The sequence below is a fragment of the Pseudomonas sp. C8002 genome (genome assembly GCF_013385765.1).
GTDB lineage: Bacteria > Pseudomonadota > Gammaproteobacteria > Pseudomonadales > Pseudomonadaceae > Aquipseudomonas.
Genome location: NZ_JACAPJ010000008.1, coordinates 337,016 through 359,329, shown reverse-complemented (window position 1 = coordinate 359,329; position 22,314 = coordinate 337,016). Strand labels below are relative to the sequence as shown.

The following is a 22,314-nucleotide window of genomic DNA, read 5'->3' as shown; positions in this document are numbered from 1 at the left end:
TGGCGGAAAAGTATAAGCGTGAAAACGCCGGGTTCCGTGCCGTCTTACAGCGCAACCAAGGACAGAAGCTGAAGGAAATTTCCCGATATCCCCGGGGTTATGGTGTAGAGGCTGATCGCTCCGGCAATTGCGCAGTCAATGTCGCACAACGGGCAACGAGCATTTCCCGCAGAAGATTGATCGGCTTGCTCAGTTGCGCGCGATGGGCACACAACAGATTGAGCGGCGTACGTTCGCCCCGCAGCTCCGGCAGGATCAGCCGCAGGCGCCCCGCCAGCACATCCGAGCTGACATCCAGCCAGGACTTGTAGGCGATACCCACCCCCGCCACCGCCCAGCGTCGCACCACATCGGCATCATCACTGAAGCGGTCACCGGTCACCGTCAGGCCGACATCACGCTTTCCATCGTTAAACCCCCAATGGTCATGCACCCGGCTGCCGAGCATGTACAGCAGGCAATTGTGCTGGGTCAGTTGCTCCAGGTGGCGCGGCTCGCCGTGCCGCGCCAGATAGCTGGGAGCAGCGCAGAGCACGCGGCAGTTGTCCGGGGCGATGGGCAACGCGATCAGGCTGGAGTCTTCGGGTTCGCCGTAGCGCAGGGCGATATCCACCGGCTGGCGGAACAGGTCGGCAATCCGGTCGCCCAACAACAGGCGTACGCTCAGGTTGGGGTATTCGCGCTGGAACTCATCCAGCCAGGGCAGCAGCTGGTTGCGGCCAAAGTCCGACGGCGCCGAGAGTTGAAGCACCCCGCTGACCTGATCCTGGCCGCTGGCCAACAACCGCCGGCCTTCATCCAGGCTGCTCAAGGCGGCCCGGGCGTATTCCAGGAAGCCTTCGCCCTCGGCCGTCAGGCGCAGGCTGCGGGTGGAACGCGCCAACAACCGTGCGCCCAACTGCTGCTCGATGCGCTTCAACGCCGCGCTGGCCACCGCCGCCGACATGTCCATCACCCGTGCTGCCGCCGAAAGGCTGCCCAGGTCTGCCGCACGCACAAACAACTGCAAGTCATCAAAACGCAGCACGCCGACCGCCCATTATCAAAAAAGCATTGAAAGAGACTGCTCTTTTAGCGGGTTTTATCTTCCAGAGAAATAGCCAATCATCTGTCCATCCCGTTCATCACGTGTCTGGAGTCGAATATGTCTGCTGCCTTTAACGTCATCGCCACGCTGATCGCCAAACCCGGCCAACAGGCCACCCTGGAAACCCTGCTGCGCGAACTGCTGGAACCGACCCGCATCGAAGCCGGCTGCCAGCAGTACGACCTGCACCAGGACCTGCAACACCCCGAGACCTTCTACATGCTCGAACGCTGGAGTGACGACGCCGCGCTGGCCGACCACGACCAGAGCGCGCATATCCAGAATTTCCGCACCAAGGCTGCCGACGTGCTTGAGCATTTCGAACTCAAGCGCCTGAAGTTTATTGCCTGATCAACCGCCCCCTTTTTGGAAACCATCATGAAAGCCATCGCCTACTACGCCGCACTGCCGATCAACGATCCAAAATCCCTGCAAGACATCGAACTGCCCGAACCGGTCGCCGGCCCCCGCGACCTGCTGGTGGAAGTCAAAGCCATCTCGGTGAACCCGGTGGACACCAAGGTGCGCCAGAACGTCGCCCCGGAAAACGGCGCGGCCAAAGTGCTGGGCTGGGACGTGGCCGGTGTGGTCAAGGCCGTGGGCAGCGAAGTCAGCCTGTTCAAGGTCGGCGACAAGGTGTTCTACGCCGGCTCCCTGGTACGCCCCGGCGGCAACAGCGAACTGCACACTGTCGATGAGCGCATCGTCGGCCATATGCCGAAAACCCTGGGTTTTGCCGACGCTGCTGCACTGCCGCTGACCGCCATCACGGCCTGGGAATTGCTCTTCGAACGCCTGCAAGTGCGTGAAGGCAAGGCCGATGAAGGCCAGAGCCTGCTGATTGTCGGTGCTTCGGGTGGTGTGGGATCGATCCTGACCCAACTGGCGAAACAGCTCACCGGCCTGAAAGTCATCGGCACCGCCTCCCGTCCTGAAACCCAGGCATGGGCCAAGGACCTGGGCGCCGACCTGGTGATCGACCACAGCAAACCGTTGAGCGAAGAGCTGAAAAACGCCGGCCATCCGCAGGTGAACTACGTCGCCAGCCTGACCCAGACCGACCAGCACCTGGACCAACTGGTGGAAGCGCTGATTCCCCAGGGCAAACTGGCGCTGATCGACGATCCCAAGGCATTGGACGTAAGCAAGCTCAAGCGCAAGAGCCTGTCGCTGCATTGGGAGTTCATGTACACCCGTTCGATGTTCGAGACCAGCGACATGATCGAGCAGCACAACCTGCTCAATCGCGTCGCCGAACTGATCGACGCCGGTACTCTGAAAACCACCGTGGGCGAGCACTTTGGCGTGATCAACGCGGCTAACCTGCGCCGCGCCCACGAACTGCTGGAAAGCGGCAAGGCCAAGGGCAAGATCGTGCTGGAAGGGTTCTAACGAAAGGTTCTGTCAGTGTCGTCTGTTATTCATGTGAGTAATGGACGACACCGCTAGTCAGAGACTTGATCCTTGTCATATTTGTGAGCGTATTCGGGTTTATATTGGCCGCCTTTGCCACGCAATTTACGTGAGGAAGTCAGCAATGAAGATCCTGATAAAAGCGCTAGCAAGATCCGAAGGCAACAAATGGCAGGTCCGTCTCGACCAGAACGCCTTTACCTTCCGCAGTGAGGCCGAGGCCCGCGCGTTTGCCGACACCCTGCAAACCCGTATCCAGGCGCCTCACCGATTCCCCGAAAGCCAGCAGCGCTCTGCTGGCTGATCCTGATCAGTCCGCCGCTTGCAGTGCCCGTTGGCGCTGCAGGCGCCGGGTCAGCATCGCGAACGTTACGGCCAATACGCCACACAAGCTGATGACCATTGCCATCGGCATCGCCGTGCCGTCGTGCAGCACGCCGACCAACGACGCTGCGCCTGCGGCCACACCAAACTGAATGCAACCGAGCAACGCCGACGCGCTGCCCGCCCGAGCGCCCTGCCCGCTCATGGCGCAGGCCGAGGTATTGGGCAAAATGCAGCCCAGGCTGGCGATGCAGATAAACAGCGGTACCAGCAGTGGCCACAAAGCGTCCGTGCGCAGCGCAGTAATTGCCAGCAACGACAGACCCGCCGCCAGGTAAACCCACACCGTGCGCGACAGCAAAAATGCCGGGCCACGCGAAGCGAGCAAACGCGCATTGACCTGTGCCACCAGGATAAAGCCCGCGGCATTCGAGCCGAATACCCAGCCATAGTGTTCGGCGGGCACGCCATAGAGCTTGATAAAGACGAAGGGCGAGCCCGCGATGTAGGCAAACATACCGGCAATCGAGATGCCGCCGGTCAAGGCATAGCCCAGGTACACCCGGTCCGACAGCAACCGGCCGTACTGGCGCAGTGCGCCTGACAGCGGCTGGCGCGGTTGATGGGCCGGGAAGCTTTCCGGCAGCCCGACTGCTACCGCAATGGCCGCCATCACACTGAACACCGTCAGCGCCAGGAAGATCGACTGCCAGCCCCACACGCCAACCATCACCCCGCCCGCCAACGGCGCGAGGATCGGCGCCAGCCCGGTGACCAGCATCAGTTGGGAAAACACCTTGGCCGAGCCCACCGCGTCGCATTTATCGCTGACCACCGCCCGCGAGATCACCATGCCCGCGCAGCCGCCCAAGGCCTGGACGAAACGCGCGCCGATCAGCCATTCCAGGGACGGCGCGTACGCACAGGCGAAGGAGGCCAGGGTAAACAGGGTGACGCCGCTGAGCAGCGGCCCGCGCCGGCCAAAACGGTCTGCCAGCGGTCCATAGATCAACTGGCCGATCGCCAGGCCCGTGAAGTACACGGCCAAGGTCAGCTGAATATGTTTTTCGTCGGTGCCGAATGCCACGGCCATGGCCGGGAAACCCGGCAGGTAGAAGTCGATGGCCAGCGGCGCGAACGCGCTCAAGGCCCCCAAGATCAGGATTATACGAAGGTTCATCAGGCACCCAGGTGAGTCGGCAGCCCAACAGTCTAGCCGGGCTCGGGTGCCTTGAACATTAAGTTAGCTCGCTAACTATTCAAAAAGTCAGGCGAGCTTGGCGCTGTAGCCTTCTTCACTGATCAGGTTGATCACCTCTGCCGGCGACAGCAGGCTGCTTTCCACGCCGACTTCCTTTGTCGCGAGGTCGACACGCACGCTGGCCGCCGGGTCCTTATCCTGCACCGCCTGGGTTACCGAGCGGACACAGTGGCCGCAGGTCATTCCTTCAACGCTGAATACTTGCATGACATGACTCCTTTAATGAGGTTGCCCGCAGTGTTGACCTTGCCATGATGGCAAGGTCAAGTTCTGAAAACATCGGCCGGGCTGGCATTCATTCGCGCCCTCGGCCAAGCTGCACTTATCCACGATGTGAACCTCGGAGAATTCGCCATGCGCTGGTCATTTTTTGGCCTTGTCAGCCTGATGGGCTTGTTTGCTGCTGTGCCACCGGCCAGCGCAGATGAAGATTATGCGGTGCTGATCATTTCCCGGGAGCGCCTGGAAGTGCCAACCAACTGCGAGATTGGCTTGTACATCCAGGACCAGTTGGCCGGGCGGCTGTTCCAGGAGCAAGCCACCTCGTTCAACTTGCCGGCCGGGAATGTGTCGTTGCGCCTGAAGTTGTTGCCGGGGCAATCCCAGGGTTGCTTGCCGGGCATGCTCGCACCACCGGCGCAAAACATTACGTTGAAGGCGGGTGACGTGCGCAAGTTGCGTATCGCGCAAGGGCCGGACGGCATGTACCTGAAACCGGCCGCACTGGAATACTGAAACATTGATCTAACGCCTTGACCTTCCCCACAGGTCAAGGTTGATCCTAGGGGCAATCTCTCCTGGAGTACTGCCCATGAACGGATCCACCACCTTCGACCTGCCGATCAGCGGCATGACCTGCGCCAGCTGCGCCGGGCGGGTTGAACGGGCACTGGGCAAAGTGCCCGGGGTGCAAAGTGTCAGCGTCAACCTGGCCAACGAACGCGCCCACATTGAAGTGTTCGGCCAGATGGACCCCGGCGTCCTGATCGCCGCCGTCGACAAGGCCGGCTACACCGCCACCCTGCCCCAAAGCGAAACCGCCACACAGGCCAGCCAGGAACAACGCCTGAGCCATGAACGCTGGTCGCTGCTGCTGGCAATCCTGCTCGCCGCGCCGTTGGTGCTACCGATGCTGGTGCAACCGTTCGGGCTGCACTGGATGCTCCCGGCCTGGGTGCAATTTGCCCTGGCCACCCCGGTGCAATTCATCTTCGGTGCGCGCTTCTATATCGCGGCCTGGAAAGCCGTGCGCGCCGGAGCGGGCAATATGGACCTGTTGGTCGCCATCGGCACCAGCGCCGGTTACGGCCTGAGTATCTATGAATGGCTCACGGCGTCCGCCGGCACAATGCCCCACCTGTATTTCGAAGCCTCGGCGGTGGTGATCGCCCTGGTGCTGCTGGGCAAATATTTGGAAAGCCGCGCCAAGCGCCAGACCGCCAGTGCCATCCGCGCTCTGGAAGCCTTGCGCCCCGAGCGGGCGATTCAAGTAATCGACGGCCGCGAGCAGGACGTCGCCATCACCGCCCTCAAGCTGAATGACCTGGTGCTGGTCAAACCCGGCGAACGCTTCCCGGTGGACGGCGAAGTGGTCGAAGGCCAAAGCCACGCCGACGAAGCCTTGATCAGCGGTGAAAGCCTGCCGGTGCCGAAGCAGCCTGGCGACGCAGTCACCGGCGGCGCCATCAACGGCGAAGGCCGGCTGCTGGTGCGTACCCTGGCCCTCGGCGCGGAAAGCGTGCTGGCGCGGATCATCCGCCTGGTGGAAGACGCCCAGGCCGCCAAGGCACCGATCCAGAAACTGGTGGATAAAGTCAGCCAGGTGTTCGTGCCGGTGGTGCTGGTGCTGGCCTTGGCCACGCTGGTCGGCTGGTGGCTGTATGGCGCACCGCTGGAGGTCGCGCTGATCAATGCGGTGACCGTATTGGTGATCGCCTGCCCTTGCGCCCTTGGCCTGGCCACACCTACCGCCATCATGGCCGGTACCGGCGTTGCCGCCCGCCACGGCATCCTGATCAAGGACGCCGAAGCCCTGGAGCGCGCCCATGAAGTCAGCGCCGTGGTGTTCGACAAGACCGGCACCCTGACCTCCGGCGCACCAAAAATTGCGCACCTGGCCGCCATTGACGGCAATCAAGGGGCGCTCCTGCAACAGGCCGGCGCGCTGCAGCGCGGCAGTGAACACCCATTGGCCAAGGCGGTGCTGGATGCCTGTGCCGAACAAGGTTTGAACGTCGCGGATGTCAGCGCCAGCCAGTCCCTTACCGGGCGTGGCATTGCAGGCACCCTAGATGGCCGGCAACTGGCGCTGGGCAACCGTCGCCTGCTGGAAGAAACCGGCTTGAGCACCGGTGATCTCGCCGATTCGGCCAGTGCGTGGGAGGCCGAAGGCCGCACCTTGTCCTGGCTGATCGAGCAAGGCCCGCAGCCCCGCGTGCTGGGTTTGTTTGCCTTCGGTGACACGCTTAAACCGGGCGCCCTGCAGGCGATACAGGCACTCAAGGCTCGGCATATCAGCAGCCACCTGCTGACCGGCGATAACCGTGGCAGCGCCCGCGTGGTGGCCGAAGCCCTGGGCATCGATGACGTGCACGCCGAGGTGTTGCCTGCGGACAAGGCGGCTACCGTCGCCGAGCTGAAAAAGACCGGCGTGGTGGCAATGGTCGGCGACGGCATCAACGACGCACCGGCCCTGGCCGCGGCCGACATCGGCATCGCCATGGGCGGCGGTACCGACGTGGCGATGCACGCGGCAGGTATTACCCTGATGCGCGGCGATCCACGGCTGGTGCCGGCAGCCCTGGAAATAAGCCGCAAGACCTATGCGAAAATTCGACAGAATCTGTTCTGGGCCTTTGTGTATAACTTGATCGGCATTCCGCTGGCGGCGTTCGGCCTGCTCAACCCGGTGATGGCTGGCGCGGCCATGGCCCTGTCCAGTGTCAGCGTGGTGAGCAACGCACTGCTGTTGAAAACCTGGAAACCCAAGGACCTGGAGGACGAGCGTCCATGAACATCGGCCAAGCAGCACGCCAAAGCGGCCTGAGCGCGAAGATGATTCGTTACTACGAATCCATCGGCTTGTTGAAAGCCGCCCATCGCACCGACAGCGGCTACCGCATTTATGGCGCCGATGACTTGCACACCCTGGCGTTTATCAAGCGCTCGCGGGACCTGGGGTTTTCCCTGGAAGAGGTCGGCAAGTTGCTGACGCTGTGGCAGGACCGGGGACGCGCGAGTGCCGACGTCAAGGCGCTGGCCCGCCAGCATATCGATGAGCTGAACCAGAAGATCCTCGAGCTGGGGCAATTGCGCGATACGTTGCAGGACCTGGTGGAACACTGCCAGGGCGATCACCGGCCGGATTGCCCGATTCTCAAGGAGTTGGCGTCGGGCAGTTGTTGCACCTGAGCAAGTTTAACCAGGCATGCACGGAACCTAATGTGGGAGCGGGCTTGCTCGCGAATGCGGAGTGTCAGTCAATACATCAGTTGACTGAACCAGCGCTTTCGCGAGCAAGCCCGCTCCCACATTTGGATATCCACTCGCCGTTGGATCACTGCATCCAGGGCGGCGGTGGCGGCTCTTCCGACGCTTTGCTCGGTGGCGCATCGTCTGCCGCACGAGTTGCTGACCCTCTGGCAGGACCGGGGCCGTGCGAGTGCCGACCTGAAGGCGCTGGCCCGCCAGCATATCGATGAGCTGAACCAGAAGATCCGCGAGCTGGGGCAATTGCGCGATACATTGCAGGACCTGGTGGAACACTGCCAGGGCGATCATCGGCCGGATTGCCCGATTCTCAAGGCGTTGGCGTCGGGCAGTTGTTGCACCTGAGCAAGTTTAACCGGGCATGCACGGAACCTAATGTGGGAGCGGGCTTGCTCGCGAATGCGGAGTGTCAGTCAATACATCAGTTGACTGAACCAGCGCTTTCGCGAGCAAGCCCGCTCCCACATTTGGATATCCACTCGCCGTTGGATCACTGCATCCAGGGCGGCGGTGGCGGCTCTTCCGACGCCTTGCTCGGTGGCGCATCGTCTGCCGCGCGAATCGCCTGGCGACGCTCTTCATCGAGCCGCGCCGCTTCGATCTCGCGGATTACACCGCCCACGTCAGCCAGCTCTTCCGGTTCGTCGAACTCGCCGGTCAACACACTGGCCGGGTGCAGAGTGCCGGCTTCATACAGCGCCCACATCTCCTTGGCGTACTTGGTCTTCTTCAATTCCGGGGCAAAGCGCCCGAAGTAGGAAGCCATGTTGCCCACATCCCGTTCCAGCATGCTGAACGCGTGGTTGTTGCCCGCGGCATCCACCGCCTGAGGCAGGTCGATGATCACCGGGCCCGTCGGCGTCAGCAGCACGTTGAACTCGGAAAGGTCACCGTGCACCAGGCCGGTACACAACATCAGCACGATCTGGGTAATCAGGAAGGCGTGGTATTCGCGGGCCTGGTCCGGCTCCAGCGTCACGTCGTTCAAACGTGGCGCCGCGTCGCCGTATTCATCGGCCACCAGCTCCATCAGCAGCACGCCTTCGAGGAAGTCGTACGGCTTGGGCACGCGCACACCCGCACCGGCCAGGCGAAACAGCGCCGCTACCTCAGCGTTCTGCCAGGCATCTTCGGTTTCTTTCTTGCCGAACTTGGAGCCCTTGGCCATGGCCCGGGCCTGACGGCTGTTGCGGACCTTGCGGCCTTCCTGGTATTCGGACGCCTGACGAAAACTTCGTTTATTCGCCTCCTTGTAGACCTTGGCGCAACGTAACTCGTTGCCGCAGCGCACCACGTAAACAGCTGCTTCTTTACCACTCATGAGTGGGCGCAGCACCTCGTCGACCAGACCGTCCTCGATCAGGGGTTCAATGCGTTTAGGAGTCTTCATCAGCTTTTATTGTGGGTCCTTTATTACCAAACACGCGTATGGCACTCGTTATACGGCAATCCTCTCGCCGCGGGGAGAGGGTACCGACCTTTGACCGCTTAAGAATGCATCCAATATGCCAAATTGACCGGCGGCCCGATCATAGCCGAGATCAGCGCTCAATAATCGCGGTGACGCCCTGGCCCCCGGCGGCGCAGATCGAGATCAGGCCCCGGCCCTTGCCGGCTGCGTCCAGCAGCTTGGCCAGGTTGGCGACGATACGCCCACCCGTGGCAGCAAACGGATGGCCGGCGGCCAATGAGCTGCCCTTGACGTTCAAGCGGCTGCGGTCGATAGAGCCCAGCGGTGCATCCAGCCCCAGGCGGGTCTTGCAGTAATCCGGATCTTCCCAGGCTTTCAGCGTGCACAACACTTGGGCAGCGAAGGCTTCGTGAATCTCGTAGTAATCGAAGTCCTGCAGGGTCAGGCCATTCCTCGCCAGCAGGCGCGGCACGGCGTACACCGGCGCCATCAGCAGGCCTTCGGCGCCGTTGACGAAATCCACCGCCGCCGCTTCGCCATCGCGCAGGTAGGCGAGAATCGGCAAGCCGCGCTCCTTGGCCCAGGCTTCACTGCCCAGCAGCACCAACGAGGCGCCATCGGTCAGCGGGGTCGAGTTACCGGCGGTGAGGGTGCCCTTCTCACTGCGCTCGAAGGCGGGCTTGAGGCTGGCGAGTTTTTCCAGGGTCAGGTCGGGGCGCAGGTTGTTGTCGCGGGTCAGGCCAAGAAAGGGCGTGAGCAAATCGTTTTGCCAGCCTTCGGCGTAGGACGCGGCCATTTTCTGGTGGCTTTCCAGCGCCAACTGATCCTGCTCGGCGCGGGGTATCTGCCAGGTCTGCGCCATCAACTCGCAATGCTGGCCCATGGACAACCCGGTGCGCGGTTCGCCGTTGCGCGGCAGCTCCGGCTTGAGGTGATGGGGACGAAGTTGTAACAAGACTTTAAGTTTATCCGCCATGGATTTGCTGCGATTGGCTTGCAGCAGGATTTTGCGCAGGCCCTCATTCACCCCGATAGGCGCGTCGGACGTGGTGTCGACGCCGCCGGCAATCCCGCTTTCGATCTGCCCCAGCGCAATCTTGTTCGCCACCAGCAACGCGGCTTCCAGCCCCGTGCCACAGGCCTGCTGAATATCGTAGGCCGGGGTTTGCGGCGACAGGCGCGAGCCCAGCACGCACTCGCGGGTCAGGTTGAAGTCGCGGGAATGCTTGAGCACCGCCCCGGCGGCCACCTCGCCAATACGCAGGCCGTGCAGGTTGTAGCGCTCGATCAGGCCTTCGAGGGCGGCGGTCAACATCGCCTGGTTGCTCGCCGTGGCGTAAGGGCCGTTGGAGCGGGCGAAGGGGATGCGGTTACCGCCAATGATCGCTACACGGCGCAATTGAGTCATGGAAAGCTCCCTTGAGGTTATGGGGTGAATCTCTGAGCCTAGCCTAGGCTCAATCGAACGACTTTCACCTATTGATGGTCCACCGTTTGAACCCCAGCACTCGGAGAGCGTTCCATGTCTGACCGTTATATCGACTTCGCCAACTCCAGCCTCGGCCATCGCCTGGTCGCCGCCATTGGCCTGCCGTCACCGGTACGCCTGGAACGCTGGCAGGCCGGACGTCTGCGCCCGGTGGAGGGTGCACTGCTGATCGGCGGCGGCCCGCTGGCGACAAAAATCCTGCCGTTCGCCAACAAGCTGACCGACGCTATCTATAGCTACGGCACCGAACCGTCGACGGCAACCACCTGGATTCCCGGCCACGGGCCCAAGCTCAAGGCCGTGGTATTTGACGCCAGCCAACTGCAGCACACCGATCAACTCAAACAGCTGCGGGAATTCTTTCAGCCGCTGATGAAAAATCTCGATCACAGCGCGCACCTGGTGATCCTTGGCCGTGCCCCGGAAAGCCTCGGCGACCCGTTTGCCGCCAGTGCCCAACGGGCCCTTGAAGGCTTCAGCCGGTCGCTGGCCAAAGAGCTGCGCAGCGGCGGCGTCCTGCAATTGCTGTACGTGGGCGACGGGGCCGAGGATCAATTGGAGGGTGCGTTGCGGTTCTTCCTCTCACCGAAAAGTGCCTATATCTCCGGACAGGTCATTCGCCTGAACCCTTGCGCGACCCAGGTCGCGGACTGGACGCGCCCACTCGCCGGGCACAAGGCCCTGGTGACCGGCGCCGCCCGCGGCATCGGTGCCTCGATCGCCGAAACCCTGGCCCGCGACGGTGCCGAGGTGATCCTGCTGGACGTGCCACAAGCCAAGGCCGACCTCGATGCCCTGGCCGCGCGCCTGGGCGCCCGCAGCATCGCCCTGGATATCTGCGCCGAAGACGCCGCCACCCAACTGATCGAACACCTGCCGGACGGCATCGACATCGTGGTGCACAACGCCGGCATCACCCGCGATAAAACCCTGGCCAACATGACGCCGGAATATTGGGACGCAGTCTTGGCGGTCAATCTCAACGCGCCGCAAGTGCTGACCAAGGCGCTGCTGGACAGCGGCACCCTGCACGACAACGGTCGCGTGGTGCTGCTGGCATCCATCAGCGGCATCGCCGGCAACCGCGGGCAAACCAACTACGCCGCGAGCAAGGCCGGGCTGATTGGCCTGGCCCAGGCCTGGGCGCCGTTGCTCGGTGAGCGCGGGATCAGCATCAATGCCGTGGCCCCAGGCTTTATCGAAACCCAGATGACCGCACACATTCCCTTCGCCCTGCGTGAGGCCGGGCGCCGTATGAGCTCCCTGGGCCAGGGCGGCTTGCCCCAGGACGTCGCCGAAGCGGTAGCCTGGCTCGGTCAACCGGGCTCGGGCGCGGTGAGCGGGCAAGCGTTGCGGGTGTGCGGGCAAAGTCTATTGGGAGCGTAAGCATGGAGTGGCACACATTAGGCAGCACCCCGTTCCTGCCGCCGCTGTATTGGCGCGCGGCACTCAAGCGCAAGATCACCGGTACCACGTTGCCGCAACAAGGGCTGCGCTGCCGGGTCAGCGTTAACCCCAAGGATGTGGACGCCTATCGCAAGGTCTGCGGGTTTGCCGAGGGCCCGGTACTGCCGGCCACTTATCCCCATATCCTGGCGTTCGGCCTGCAGATGCAACTGCTCACCGACAAGGCGTTTCCATTCCCGCTGCTGGGGTTGATCCACCTGAGCAACCGGATCCGCATCCTGCGCCCATTGGGCGGTGTGAGTGACCTGTCCGTCGGTGTCTACGCGCAGAACTTGCAGCCCCATGCCAAGGGCGCGACCTTCGATATCGTGACCACGGTCGAGGATTCACTGGGGCTGCTGTGGGAAGCCGAAAGCCGAATGCTCTGTCGTGGGGTGAAACTCGATGGCGCTGCGGCGGACAACACCCTGCAAGCCTCCACTAACGTAAGCGAGCTGACCCGTTGGAAAGCCCCCGCCGATGTTGGCCGCCGCTACGCCCGGGTGTCCGGCGACTACAATCCGATTCACCTGAGTGCCCTCACTGCCAAGTTGTTTGGCTTCCCCCAGGCCATCGCCCATGGGTTATGGAACACGGCACGCACACTGGCCGCACTGAGCGAACATTTGCCTGCGGCCAATATCGAAATAGACGTCGAGTTTAAAAAGCCGGTGCGCTTACCCAGTGAAGTAACCTTATTGACAAGTGCCGCCGGCTCCAGTGGCGAGTTACAACTAAAGGGCGCCGGGGATATTGAACACATGACGGGGCGTTGGCGGCCAATCTCCTGATAAATTGTATATATACACCCTAAGTTATAGCGGGCTATCGATAGCCCGCCATCTTTATTAACCCCATGATTTTAAACACCTCGCAACGTCTACACCCTCCCCCACTACACCCTTGGTATTAGTCGCTAAGCAGACTAACTCTATCTGTATATAAATCGTTAATACCAAGTTGAGCATTGCGAGATAACGCACCCGGGTCTGTTATAGCCACAACGGACGAATGTATCGCTGTCTTTAGAAACAGCGAACTTCGATAACAGCAAAGGCTGTACCTGGTGCAAGGAACTCAATCATGAAAACTCAAGTCGTGTTGTGGAAAGCAAGTACCGCGCTGGCCCTGATTCTGGCAGTTAGCCTCGGAGGCTGCAGCAGCGGTGGTGGTGGTCATCACAGTAGCGTCGCAGCCTCCTCTCCGGATGCTGGCGGCGGTACTGGCGGTGGAACAGGTGGAGGCACCGGCGGCGGTACCGGTGGTGGCACTGGCGGCGGCACTGATGGAGGTACCGGTGGTGGCACCGGTGGTGGCACCGGCGGCGGCACTGGTGGAGGTACCGGCGGTGGTACTGGCGGCGGCACCGGTGGTGGCACCGGCGGCGGTACTGGTGGAGGTACCGGTGGTGGCACCGGCGGCGGCACTGGTGGAGGTACCGGCGGCGGTACCGGTGGCGGCACTGGCGGTGGTACTGGCGGCGGCACCGGCTCGACCACTCCCCTGGTCACCGGCCAGGTAGTAGGCGCTGTGGGCGGTGTCGTCGGTAATGTCGGCACCACGGTAGGTAACCTGGGCACGACCCTGACCACTGTTCCCATTGTCGGCACCACTGCCGGCGGGCTGGTCACCGCGACAGGCACCGCCGTCAACAGTATCGGCGGCGGCTTGAGCAACGGCCTGGGCACGCTGGGTACCAATAGCAACTCCGTGGGCACAACCGTTGCCGGTGTGGCCGATGGCGTTGCCGACCTGGGCACCGGCGTTTCCAACACCGGCAAATCCCTGGGCACCACCCTCGGCGGCATTCCCGTCGTCGGCGGCTTGACCGGTGGCGTGGGCGGTGCGGCAGGTGGCGTGGTTGATCAGGTCGGCCAGGCCGTCACCATGCTCGGCGATACCTTGAGCACTGCCAGCACCACCGGGCCATTGGGCAGCGTGACCAATACGGTGGGTAAAAGCGTATTGGTACCGGTGGTCTCCCTGGTGGAAAACACCACCGGCAACCTGGGCAATAAAACAGGCCTGGGCAACCCGGTCGGCGGCGTACTGGATAAAGTCGGCTCCACTGTCACCGGCCTTGGCGGCCAGGTGGCCAGCGCCGGCGGCGCAGGCAACCCTGTCGGGACACTCGTCGGTGGCGTGTTGACTGGCGTTGGCACCACCCTTGATAAGTCGAGCGGTTACGTCAACCCGGCCACCACGACCCCTCAATCGGGCCTGCCTGAACTCGTCGGCGGTCTTGTCGCCAACGTCGGCAACGGCCTGAATGCCGGCAACACCAACGGCACTGTCAGTGCAGCCGGTGTAACCGGTGGCCAAGTGGGTAACACCGTCGCGTCGCTCGGCACCCTGATCGGTGGCAATGGCGTGGCCAACACTGCAGCCACGGCTCCTGTTGCAGGCCTGGCGACCAATGTCGGCACCGCACTCAACCCAGTGACCTCGGGTGTTGCCAACCTGACGCAAAACATCGGCACCAGCACCGGGATCGGCGCACCGGTGAATGGTCTGGTTACCCAGGTCGGCGGCGCAGTCAGCAGCCTGGGCACCAACCTGACGGCGGCGAATGCCAATCCGGTGACTAACGCTGTGGGCGGTACCCTGAATGCCGTCGGCAATACCGTCGGCTCGGTGGGTGGCCTGGTAACCGGCGGCACCAGCAGTAACGGTGGCGGTCTGCTCGGTGGCTTGAACGTGGGTGCCGGTGCCACCGCTACGGGCACTGCCAATGCAAATGCAAACACAGGCGGCGGCCTGGGAGGTCTGCTCGGTGGGCTGACCGGCAAAAAATAGAATTGCACCTGGCCATTAGACGGCCTCCCCTACAGCGCCTACGCTTGGTTGAGACGAGAGATTCCAACGAGTCTCTCGTCTTTTTTATTGGCCAATGAATGGCTTTGCGAACCGTGTCCCAGAACCCGGCGGGCCTAGCGAAAACGCTGCAGCAGTTTTGACCATGGAGTGTCCTATGCGCGCCTTGACGCCTTTGTTTCTGCTCACCCTCATTGCTGCCAGCGTCCATGCCGAGACCCTGCCCAGCTACCTCAACAGCAACGACACCATTCGCAACCTGCCGGTACCCAACCTCCCCGCCGATGCCTATCGCCCGGTCACCCCACAGACCCAACTGCCCGAGCCGGCGGCAACCCAGGGCCAGCCATTGTTGATGGACACCAAAGTGACCATCCGCAAGCTGCAAATCGACGGTGGGACGATCTACCCGCTCCAGGATGTGGCCAAGGTTTTCGAACCGCTGATTGGCCATGAAACCAACCTGGCACAACTGATCGAAGCCACCCGCGGCATCACCCGCCGCTACCAGCAGGACGGCTACCTGTTGTCCTACGCGTACCTGCCCGACCAGCGCTTCGAAAACGGCCTGGTGCGCGTGGTGCTGGTGGAGGGCTACATCAAGGATTACAACGTGCAGGGCGACATAGGCTCGGTCTCGGCCTACGTCGACAAACTGGCGGCCAAGCTGCTGGCCGAGCGCCCGCTGACCCGCAAGACCTTCGAACGCTACACCACCTTGATGGGCCGCATTCCAGGTGTAACGCTGCAGGCGCAAGTACCGCCGCCGGGCACCACCGATGGCGGCACGCGCATGCAGATCCAGGCCTCGCGCAAACCCTTCACCAGCAGCATGAGCATGACGGACGACAGCCGTGGCGGCCTGCAAGCCCTGATCACCGGCACCAGCAATTCCCAGACATCCATGGGCGAACAACTGAGCGTCAGCGGCCTGTTCCCGCCCGGCGAGGACAAGGAGCACTACTACCGCCTGGGCTACAGCCAGTTCGTGAATGCCGAGGGCACTCAACTGGTGGTCAACGCCGAGCGCTACCGCGCCGACCCGCGCAGCAACGTGCAGCTGGACGGCGGTTTTGAACTCAAGCCACACCAGGAGGTTGACCGCTACTCCGTCGGCCTCAGCCATCCGCTGATTGCCTCCCCTACCGAGTCATTGACCCTGGGCACGCGACTCTATGCCGTGGACCAGACCACCCGTTATCAACTGGTGGGTTTCCCGCAACGTTTCGACCTGGAAACCAACCTGCGCGCCCTGGCGTTCGAAGGTGACTGGCGCAAATCCGACACGCGCCAACTGCGCATTCTCAGCGCCGGCCTGTACCAGGGCATCGACGGCCTGGGCGCCAGCACCCGGAGTGACTTCGAGGGTATAAAACCCGACATCGACTTCTTCCGCCTGCGCGTCTCGGGCGTACAGAGCGACAAGTTCTTCGACAACTGGCAAGGCGTGGCATCGGGTGCCTTCTACTGGAGCAACGACACCCTGCCCGACAGCGAACGCGCGACGTTCGGCGGGCAGAATTTCGGGCGTGGCTACCCGGATGACCAGGGCTCGGGCGACAAGGGTTGGGGCGTGGCGTATGAGGTCAACTACAGCTTCAACCGCAGTGGCGAGTGGGTAAAAATCCTGCAGCCGTACGTGGTGCTCGACAAGGCCAAGACCTGGTTCAACGAACTGCCGGCCAAGGGCAACAACATGTCATCGGCAGCGGTGGGCCTGCGCTTCGGGGATAACAAGTACTACAACATCGCGCTGGAAGCGGCCAAGCCAATGTCGGATATCGCCCTCGACAGCTTCAATCGGCGGCCGCGGTATACGCTGAGTTTCAGCTACCAACTCTGAACCCTGTGGGAGCGAGCTTGCTCGCGAAGAACGTCCAGACAACGCGGGGAACCAGACTGCCCGCGTTATCGTTGACGTTTTTCGCGAGCAAGCCCGCTCCCACACAAGCTCGCTCCTACATCAATCTGATTTTGGGGATGGGGAAGAGGTTGTTGAGGGTATCGATCAAGCGCACCAGGTAGATCGGCTTGCGAAACAGGTCCAGCACCTGCAGGCGCAGCATGTCACTGACATCATCCATCTCGGCGTGGCCGGACATGACGATCACCGGCAAGTGCTGGCGAGCGGTGTGTTCGCGCAGACGCTTGATCAAGGAAATACCACTTTCCTCGGGCATGCGCAGGTCGGTAATCACCAGGGCGATATCGGGGTGCAGGGTCAGCTCCTGCAAGGCAAAGGTGACCGAGGTCGCGGTAAAACAGACAAAGCCTTCATTCTCCAGCGACTCGGCCAGTTCAATAAGGGCGTCCTCTTCGTCATCCACCAAAAGGATTTGTTGCCGGGGAGCCGAAGAGGAGTTCATGTGGAAATGCCTGATACGCAATAGATCATTCAGCGGAACCTGCACGTTTTAGGCGAGTACCGGGGTCAGGTATGAATGCCGGCCTGTATCGAGTTGAAGACGCCGGTTATGGCCGTCCGGATAGGTGTAATAAAAGCAGCCAGCGCCACAGCGACCATCGCCGCAACCAGTGCGTATTCGATACCCGATGCGCCCTCTTTGGAATAGAAAAAAATCTGGACTTTGATGAAACCCATGCGAATAAGATCAAGGAACATAATGACTTCTCCTTTGCGCCCACGGCGCTGGTATCGCGGCATCACAAAAATGATTTCGGTGTGCCACTAGAGCATTGTCAACAAACCCCAGACCAACAACTGTAAGAACTGATTAATCACAAAGTATTAGTCGGCCGGCTGACGCCAAAAATCCCACTTTCGCAGAGGTTTCTGGAGATATTTTTCGCCCGGTAATGGCGTTTTGTCTTAGCTGAACTACCTTCAAATAGCGAAATAGTTAGAAGCTTGAAGCGATCCGGATACGCAAGCATTAGTGGGAACAGCAGTGGATGCAGCAGGAAAGGGAGAGCCTTCATGAACAGTCGGATTAGCTTGATCCTCGCCGGGCTGCTGTTGGTAGGTGCACTGATTGCAGGCTACTGGGGCCTGGTACTCAGCCGCCCTGCCCCTGTCGCACCGCCCGTGCCCCAAACACCTGAAGTCGTGCAACCCGTCGCCGAAGACCAGACCCGCCAACCGGTGGTGGTGCTGGCCCATGACGTTGCACCTTTTGTTGCGCTCACCGCCGCCGACCTGACCCTGGAAAAACTGCGCACGGTTCCCGCCGGCAGCCTCACCAGCCTCGACCAGGCCGTGGGCAAGATCCCGTGGCGGCCGCTGTCGGCCGGGACCTGGCTGACCGAGGAGAGCTTCAACTCCGGCGGCACCGTGGCGCGAATGATCCGCCCTAACGAACGCGCGCTTGCCGTCGCCGTGGATGAAGTGATCGGCGCCAGCGGGCAACTCTCCCCGGGGGACTATGTGGACGTCCTGCTCTTCCTGCGCCAGGAAGCCAGCAACCCGCAGCAGTCCGCACAAATCGTGGTGCCCGCCTTGCGCCTGCTGGGCGTCGGCGATCAACTGGGGCTGACCAACGACGGCACGCCCGGCTCCGTGCCACCGACCACCCCGGACGAAAAACTCAAGGCGCAGCAGAGTCGCGCCAGCGCGCGCACGGTACTCCTCGCCGTACCGGAGGAGCTCCTGAGCCGGCTGATGCTCGCAGCCCAGTCCGGCGTACTACGCCTGGCTGTACGCAGTGCCGACGAACAACTGCTGAGCCAATACTGGGCCGGTGAAACGGAGTCCGCGACCCACCTGGAAAACACCCGGCGCGAGCTCTACCAGTTCAACCAGCTGGCCTTCAGTACAGCGCCCGTCAACGGCCTGAGTCCCGCCGGCAATGGTGCGCCAAGGCGTTCAGGCGTCGAAGTAATACGTGGCAATCAGGTTACCCAACAAACGCCCTGAAAGAGCTAAGGATGCCTTGAATGAGCAGTCGTTTCGTGTGGTCTTTTTCGCGAATTTTCTGGGCACTTCTCACCCTGAGCCTGCCTGTCGGCGTTGCACTGGCAGCACCCGGCAACTGCACGGGCCTGGGCCAGCTGCCGCCGGTGCTGGAGGTGGGTGAAGGCGCTCAACAGGCTATCCAGTCGCCGGTGCCGATTACGCGGCTGGCCATTGGCGATCCGAAAGTGGCCGATGTGCAGGTCAACGGCAACCAGGCGTTCCTGCTCACCGGCATCGCCTCGGGCACCACCAGCCTGATGGTCTGGACGGCCTGCTCCAGCAGCCCGCGCCAAAGCATGGTGTTCGTCAAGGGCAAGGCCACGTCGGCCCTGACCAGCCTGGCCCTGTCGCCGTCCGATGACCCGACCCTGCCCAGCCAGGTGCAAACCGACATCCGCTTTGTGGAAGTGAGCCGCACCAAACTCAAGGAGGCCAGTACCTCGATCTTTGGCCGGGGCGGCAACTTTCTGTTCGGCGCCCCGAACAATGTTGCCAACGCGGCGGCCACAGGATTCCGTGGGCTCCCGGTGAACAACGACACCTTCAACATCGGCTTTGGCGGCGGACGTGTCTCGGCCATGATCAACGCCCTGGAAAGCAGCGGCTTTGCCTACACCCTGGCCCGGCCGAGCCTGGTGGCGCTCAGTGGCCAAAGTGCGACCTTCCTCGCCGGTGGTGAAGTACCGATCCCGGTGCCCAGCAGCGGCAGCAACACCATCTCCATCGAATACAAAGAGTTCGGTATTCGCCTGACCCTGACCCCGACCGTCATCGACCATGGGCGGATTTCCCTGAAGGTCGCGCCAGAGGTCAGTGAGCTGGACTACACCAACGCGGTCAACATCCAGGGTATCTCCGTGCCGGCGCTGACCATCCGGCGCACCGACACCAGCATCTCCCTGGCCGACGGCGAAAGCTTCGTGATCAGCGGCCTGATCAGCACCAACACCACCTCCAGCGTCAGCAAATTCCCGGGCCTGGGTGACATCCCGATCCTCGGTGCATTCTTTCGCGACTCCAGCATCAATCGCCAGGAAAAAGAGCTGCTGATGATCGTCACCCCGCACCTCGTGCAGCCCTTGGCGGCCAACGCCCAACTGCCTTCGTTGCCAGGGGAAAAGCTGCGCAATTACGACCCTAACTGGTACCGCCTGTATTTCCTCGAAAACGGCAATTTCGACCGCCGCAGTGGACTGTCCGAATGAGTGAGAGCCTGAGCCAGACCTTTTTGGCAATTACCCGCAACACCACGGATCTGGAATGGCTTCAGGGCGCACTCGCGCCCCTGGGGCAAGTGGTCAGCGCCGGTGCCGGCAGCCTCGACGAACTGTTGGCACTGGTAGACGTGACGTTCGCCAACCTGGTGTTCATTGGCCTGGACCGGGAACACGTCACCACCCAGTGCGCCCTGATCGAAGGTGCCCTGGAAGCCAAGCCGATGCTTGCCATCGTCGCCTTGGGCGATGGCATGGACAACCAGCTTGTACTGAACGCGATGCGCGCCGGCGCACGGGATTTCGTGGCCTACGGCTCGCGCTCCAGTGAGGTTGCCGGCCTGGTTCGGCGCCTGAGCAAACGCTTGCCGGCGGTCACCCCGAATACCCATTTGGGCGGGCTGACCGTGCTCTACGGCACCCAAGGCAATGCCGACGGCGCGCTGATCGCCAGCCACCTGGCGCTGGTGGTGCAAAAAAGCGGGCAGCAAACGCTGTTGCTCGACCTGGGCCTGCCACTCGCTGACAGCCTCGCACTGCTGGGGCTGGAGAGTTCTTTTCATTTCGGCGACGCCCTGCGTCACTTGCGGCGCCTGGACTCAACCCTGATCAACAGCGCCTTCACCACCGCCGAAGCCGGTCTGCGCATCCTCGCCTACCACAACAACGACGAGCCCCTGGAGCGTACCAGCGCGGCCGAGCTGTACATGTTGCTCAGCGCCCTGCGCCAGCACTTCCAGCACATCGTGGTGAACCTGACCGGCCAACCCGACAGCGAAGCCTTGCGCACCTTTGTCAGCCATTGCGACAAACTGCTGTGGTGCACCGACCAAAGCGTGCCGGACTGCCGCCGCAACCTGGCCGTACTCAACCTGTGGCGGGAAAAAGGCATGAAACTCGACCATGCCCGCCTGCTGGTAGACCGCTACCTAAAGGGGGCCGCCCCGGACTCGGAGGCACTGGGCAAGAGCTTCGGGCTGGAAGTAATCGCCGTCCTGCCCTGGAGCCCGGAAGTGCGCCTGAGTGCCAAGAACCAGGCCCAGACCCTGTTCGCCCTGGCCCCACGGGAAGCCCTGACACAGACGTTGCGCGGCTTGGGTGAGCGCCTGGCAAAACGCTCCGAGGGCCTGGAAAAACCCTCCACCAATTGGCTCAACCGCCTTCTGAGGACCAAATGAACGGCGAGAAGCTGTTTGGCGTCGCCCCGCGCGGCAACGTCGGCAACACTGATCACGACGGCCTGAAGCTGGTGCTGCATCGCTACATCATCGATGCCATCGAGGATTCGGGAAAAAATCTGCTGGAAGGCACACGCCAGTCCCTGGCGCAGTTTGTGATCGACAAGGTGGCCGAATACATCACACGTATGCACCTGGCGATTTCCCGCTATGAGATGGAGCGCCTGGCTGAAGAGATCGTCGATGAGCTGACCGGTTTCGGCCCGCTGGAAGTGCTGCTGCGCGACCCGACCGTCACCGAGATCCTGGTCAACGGCCCGCACCGGGTATTCGTCGAACGCGATGGCCTGCTGCAACAAAGTGACTTGCGCTTCATTGACGACCACCATGTCGAGCGGGTCATGCAGCGCATCCTCGCACCCCTGGGACGCCGGCTGGATGAGTCGTCGCCGATGGTCGATGCGCGCCTGCCCGATGGCAGCCGGGTCAATGCGATCATTCCGCCGATTGCCCTGGACGGGCCGTGCCTGTCGATTCGAAAGTTTCGCAAGGACATGCTTAAAAGCAGCGACCTGGTGGCCATGCAAACCATCGACCAGGCCATTTTCGACTTTTTCAAGGAAGCCGTCGGCAAGCGCTGCAACATCCTGATCAGCGGCGGTACCGGCACCGGTAAAACCACACTGCTGAACATTCTCAGCCAGTTGATCAACCCCCGCGAGCGCCTGGTCACCATCGAAGACGTGGCCGAGTTGCAACTGGGCCATCCCCACGTTGTGCGCCTGGAAACCCGCCCGCCCAATGCCGAGGGGCATGGGGAAGTGAAGGCCAGTGACTTGATCCGCAACGCCCTGCGGATGCGCCCCGACCGCATCATCCTCGGCGAGATCCGAGGCGTGGAAGTCATCGATGTGTTGACCGCCATGAACACCGGCCACGACGGCTCGATGAGTACCGTGCACGCCAACAACGCCCAGGACGCCTTGCTGCGCCTGGAAACCCTGGTGGGCTTGACCGGCCGGGTCGTCGCGGAAAAAACCCTGCGGCAAATGATCTGCGCGGCGCTGGATGTGGTGATCCAGCTGACGCGCCTGCCCGATGGCCGCCGCTGTGTCAGCGAAGTGGTGGAAGTCGTGGGCATCCGCGAAGACGTGTACGTCACCAACACCCTGTTTCGCCACGACAAGCGCACCGGCTTTGGCTTCCTGCGCGAAGCGGTCAACCCGGCCGGTGACAAGTTGCGTCACGAAGGTCACCTGCCGGTGTAGGAGGCAA

General features: G+C 62.2%; 21 protein-coding genes and 1 pseudogene. 15 read left to right on the top strand and 7 right to left on the bottom strand.

What is annotated here, in order from left to right; all coding sequences use genetic code 11:
* Positions 1–97 precede the first annotated feature (97 nt).
* Positions 98–1,027 carry a LysR family transcriptional regulator gene (locus HX814_RS15360; RefSeq protein WP_003211159.1) on the bottom strand — a complete coding sequence of 310 codons (930 nt, stop codon included), beginning with the start codon at positions 1,025–1,027 and terminating at the stop codon, positions 98–100.
* Positions 1,028–1,144: 117 nt separating this feature from the next.
* Between HX814_RS15360 and HX814_RS15355 the strand changes: the two genes are divergently transcribed.
* The 3 genes from HX814_RS15355 to HX814_RS15345 all read left to right on the top strand — a co-directional run bounded on the left by HX814_RS15355 (position 1,145) and on the right by HX814_RS15345 (position 2,804).
* The gene (locus tag HX814_RS15355) at positions 1,145–1,438 is read left to right on the top strand and encodes a putative quinol monooxygenase (RefSeq protein ID WP_003211158.1); all 294 of its coding nucleotides are present in this window, start codon (positions 1,145–1,147) and stop codon (positions 1,436–1,438) included.
* Between the two features lie 27 nt (positions 1,439–1,465).
* Positions 1,466–2,479 (top strand): zinc-binding alcohol dehydrogenase family protein, encoded by a 1,014-nt coding sequence (locus HX814_RS15350; RefSeq protein ID WP_003211156.1) that lies wholly within the window; start codon positions 1,466–1,468, stop codon positions 2,477–2,479.
* A gap of 145 nt (positions 2,480–2,624) precedes the next feature.
* Positions 2,625–2,804, top strand: a complete 180-nt coding sequence (locus tag HX814_RS15345) for a hypothetical protein (protein WP_003211153.1) — start codon at positions 2,625–2,627, stop codon at positions 2,802–2,804.
* A 6-nt stretch (positions 2,805–2,810) separates the two neighbouring features.
* On the opposite strand, the gene HX814_RS15340 is transcribed toward HX814_RS15345, so the two are convergent.
* Positions 2,811–4,004, bottom strand: a complete 1,194-nt coding sequence (locus HX814_RS15340) for a multidrug effflux MFS transporter (RefSeq protein ID WP_087693476.1) — start codon at positions 4,002–4,004, stop codon at positions 2,811–2,813.
* A gap of 87 nt (positions 4,005–4,091) precedes the next feature.
* Entirely contained in the window at positions 4,092–4,292 is a 201-nt protein-coding gene (locus tag HX814_RS15335; RefSeq protein WP_003211150.1) for a heavy-metal-associated domain-containing protein, read from the bottom strand.
* Positions 4,293–4,439: 147 nt separating this feature from the next.
* Between HX814_RS15335 and HX814_RS15330 the strand changes: the two genes are divergently transcribed.
* The 4 genes and pseudogenes from HX814_RS15330 to HX814_RS15315 all read left to right on the top strand — a co-directional run.
* A complete protein-coding gene (locus HX814_RS15330; protein ID WP_003211148.1) occupies positions 4,440–4,820 on the top strand; it encodes a hypothetical protein in 381 nt (126 codons plus the stop codon).
* A gap of 76 nt (positions 4,821–4,896) precedes the next feature.
* Positions 4,897–7,098, top strand: a complete 2,202-nt coding sequence (locus HX814_RS15325) for a cation-translocating P-type ATPase (protein ID WP_087693478.1) — start codon at positions 4,897–4,899, stop codon at positions 7,096–7,098.
* Positions 7,095–7,496, top strand: a complete 402-nt coding sequence (gene cueR / locus HX814_RS15320; protein ID WP_008430758.1) for a Cu(I)-responsive transcriptional regulator — start codon at positions 7,095–7,097, stop codon at positions 7,494–7,496. Before HX814_RS15325 ends, cueR begins: the two co-directional genes overlap by 4 nt.
* A 213-nt stretch (positions 7,497–7,709) precedes the next feature.
* Positions 7,710–7,919: pseudogene (locus tag HX814_RS15315) on the top strand (MerR family DNA-binding protein); the annotation flags it as partial.
* Between the two features lie 145 nt (positions 7,920–8,064).
* Here HX814_RS15315 and HX814_RS15310 read toward each other — a convergent pair.
* Both HX814_RS15310 and HX814_RS15305 read right to left on the bottom strand, forming a co-directional pair.
* Positions 8,065–8,964, bottom strand: a complete 900-nt coding sequence (locus HX814_RS15310; RefSeq protein ID WP_008438985.1) for a PA4780 family RIO1-like protein kinase — start codon at positions 8,962–8,964, stop codon at positions 8,065–8,067.
* 151 nt (positions 8,965–9,115) lie between these two features.
* Positions 9,116–10,393: an acetyl-CoA C-acetyltransferase gene (locus HX814_RS15305; RefSeq protein WP_008438987.1), complete on the bottom strand. Its 1,278-nt coding sequence runs from the start codon at positions 10,391–10,393 to the stop codon at positions 9,116–9,118.
* Between the two features lie 114 nt (positions 10,394–10,507).
* Here HX814_RS15305 and HX814_RS15300 point away from each other — a divergent pair, with 114 nt between their 5' ends.
* The 4 genes from HX814_RS15300 to HX814_RS15280 all read left to right on the top strand — a co-directional run bounded on the left by HX814_RS15300 (position 10,508) and on the right by HX814_RS15280 (position 16,577).
* On the top strand, positions 10,508–11,860 hold the full coding sequence (locus tag HX814_RS15300; protein WP_177008349.1) for a 3-oxoacyl-ACP reductase: 1,353 nt from the start codon (positions 10,508–10,510) through the stop codon (positions 11,858–11,860).
* Positions 11,861–11,862: 2 nt separating this feature from the next.
* Positions 11,863–12,711 (top strand): MaoC/PaaZ C-terminal domain-containing protein, encoded by an 849-nt coding sequence (locus HX814_RS15295; protein WP_177008348.1) that lies wholly within the window; start codon positions 11,863–11,865, stop codon positions 12,709–12,711.
* Between the two features lie 292 nt (positions 12,712–13,003).
* Positions 13,004–14,716, top strand: a complete 1,713-nt coding sequence (locus HX814_RS15285; protein WP_256343940.1) for a collagen-like triple helix repeat-containing protein — start codon at positions 13,004–13,006, stop codon at positions 14,714–14,716.
* Between the two features lie 175 nt (positions 14,717–14,891).
* On the top strand, positions 14,892–16,577 hold the full coding sequence (locus HX814_RS15280; RefSeq protein ID WP_087693095.1) for a ShlB/FhaC/HecB family hemolysin secretion/activation protein: 1,686 nt from the start codon (positions 14,892–14,894) through the stop codon (positions 16,575–16,577).
* A gap of 115 nt (positions 16,578–16,692) precedes the next feature.
* Here the strand turns inward: HX814_RS15280 and HX814_RS15275 are convergent, their stop codons facing one another.
* Both HX814_RS15275 and HX814_RS15270 read right to left on the bottom strand, forming a co-directional pair.
* A complete protein-coding gene (locus tag HX814_RS15275) occupies positions 16,693–17,100 on the bottom strand; it encodes a response regulator (RefSeq protein ID WP_003212897.1) in 408 nt (135 codons plus the stop codon).
* A gap of 65 nt (positions 17,101–17,165) precedes the next feature.
* Entirely contained in the window at positions 17,166–17,357 is a 192-nt protein-coding gene (locus HX814_RS15270; protein WP_008438993.1) for a Flp family type IVb pilin, read from the bottom strand.
* 315 nt (positions 17,358–17,672) lie between these two features.
* Between HX814_RS15270 and cpaB the strand changes: the two genes are divergently transcribed.
* From cpaB to HX814_RS15250, 4 genes are read left to right on the top strand one after another with little or no spacing between them, the layout of a single operon-like run.
* Entirely contained in the window at positions 17,673–18,608 is a 936-nt protein-coding gene (gene cpaB, locus HX814_RS15265) for a Flp pilus assembly protein CpaB (RefSeq protein ID WP_087693096.1), read from the top strand.
* Positions 18,609–18,628: 20 nt separating this feature from the next.
* Positions 18,629–19,852: a type II and III secretion system protein family protein gene (locus tag HX814_RS15260; RefSeq protein WP_177008346.1), complete on the top strand. Its 1,224-nt coding sequence runs from the start codon at positions 18,629–18,631 to the stop codon at positions 19,850–19,852.
* Positions 19,849–21,039: a pilus assembly protein gene (locus HX814_RS15255; RefSeq protein ID WP_177008345.1), complete on the top strand. Its 1,191-nt coding sequence runs from the start codon at positions 19,849–19,851 to the stop codon at positions 21,037–21,039. Before HX814_RS15260 ends, HX814_RS15255 begins: the two co-directional genes overlap by 4 nt.
* The gene (locus HX814_RS15250) at positions 21,036–22,307 is read left to right on the top strand and encodes a CpaF family protein (RefSeq protein ID WP_008438997.1); all 1,272 of its coding nucleotides are present in this window, start codon (positions 21,036–21,038) and stop codon (positions 22,305–22,307) included. Before HX814_RS15255 ends, HX814_RS15250 begins: the two co-directional genes overlap by 4 nt.
* The last annotated feature ends 7 nt before the right edge of the window (positions 22,308–22,314 follow it).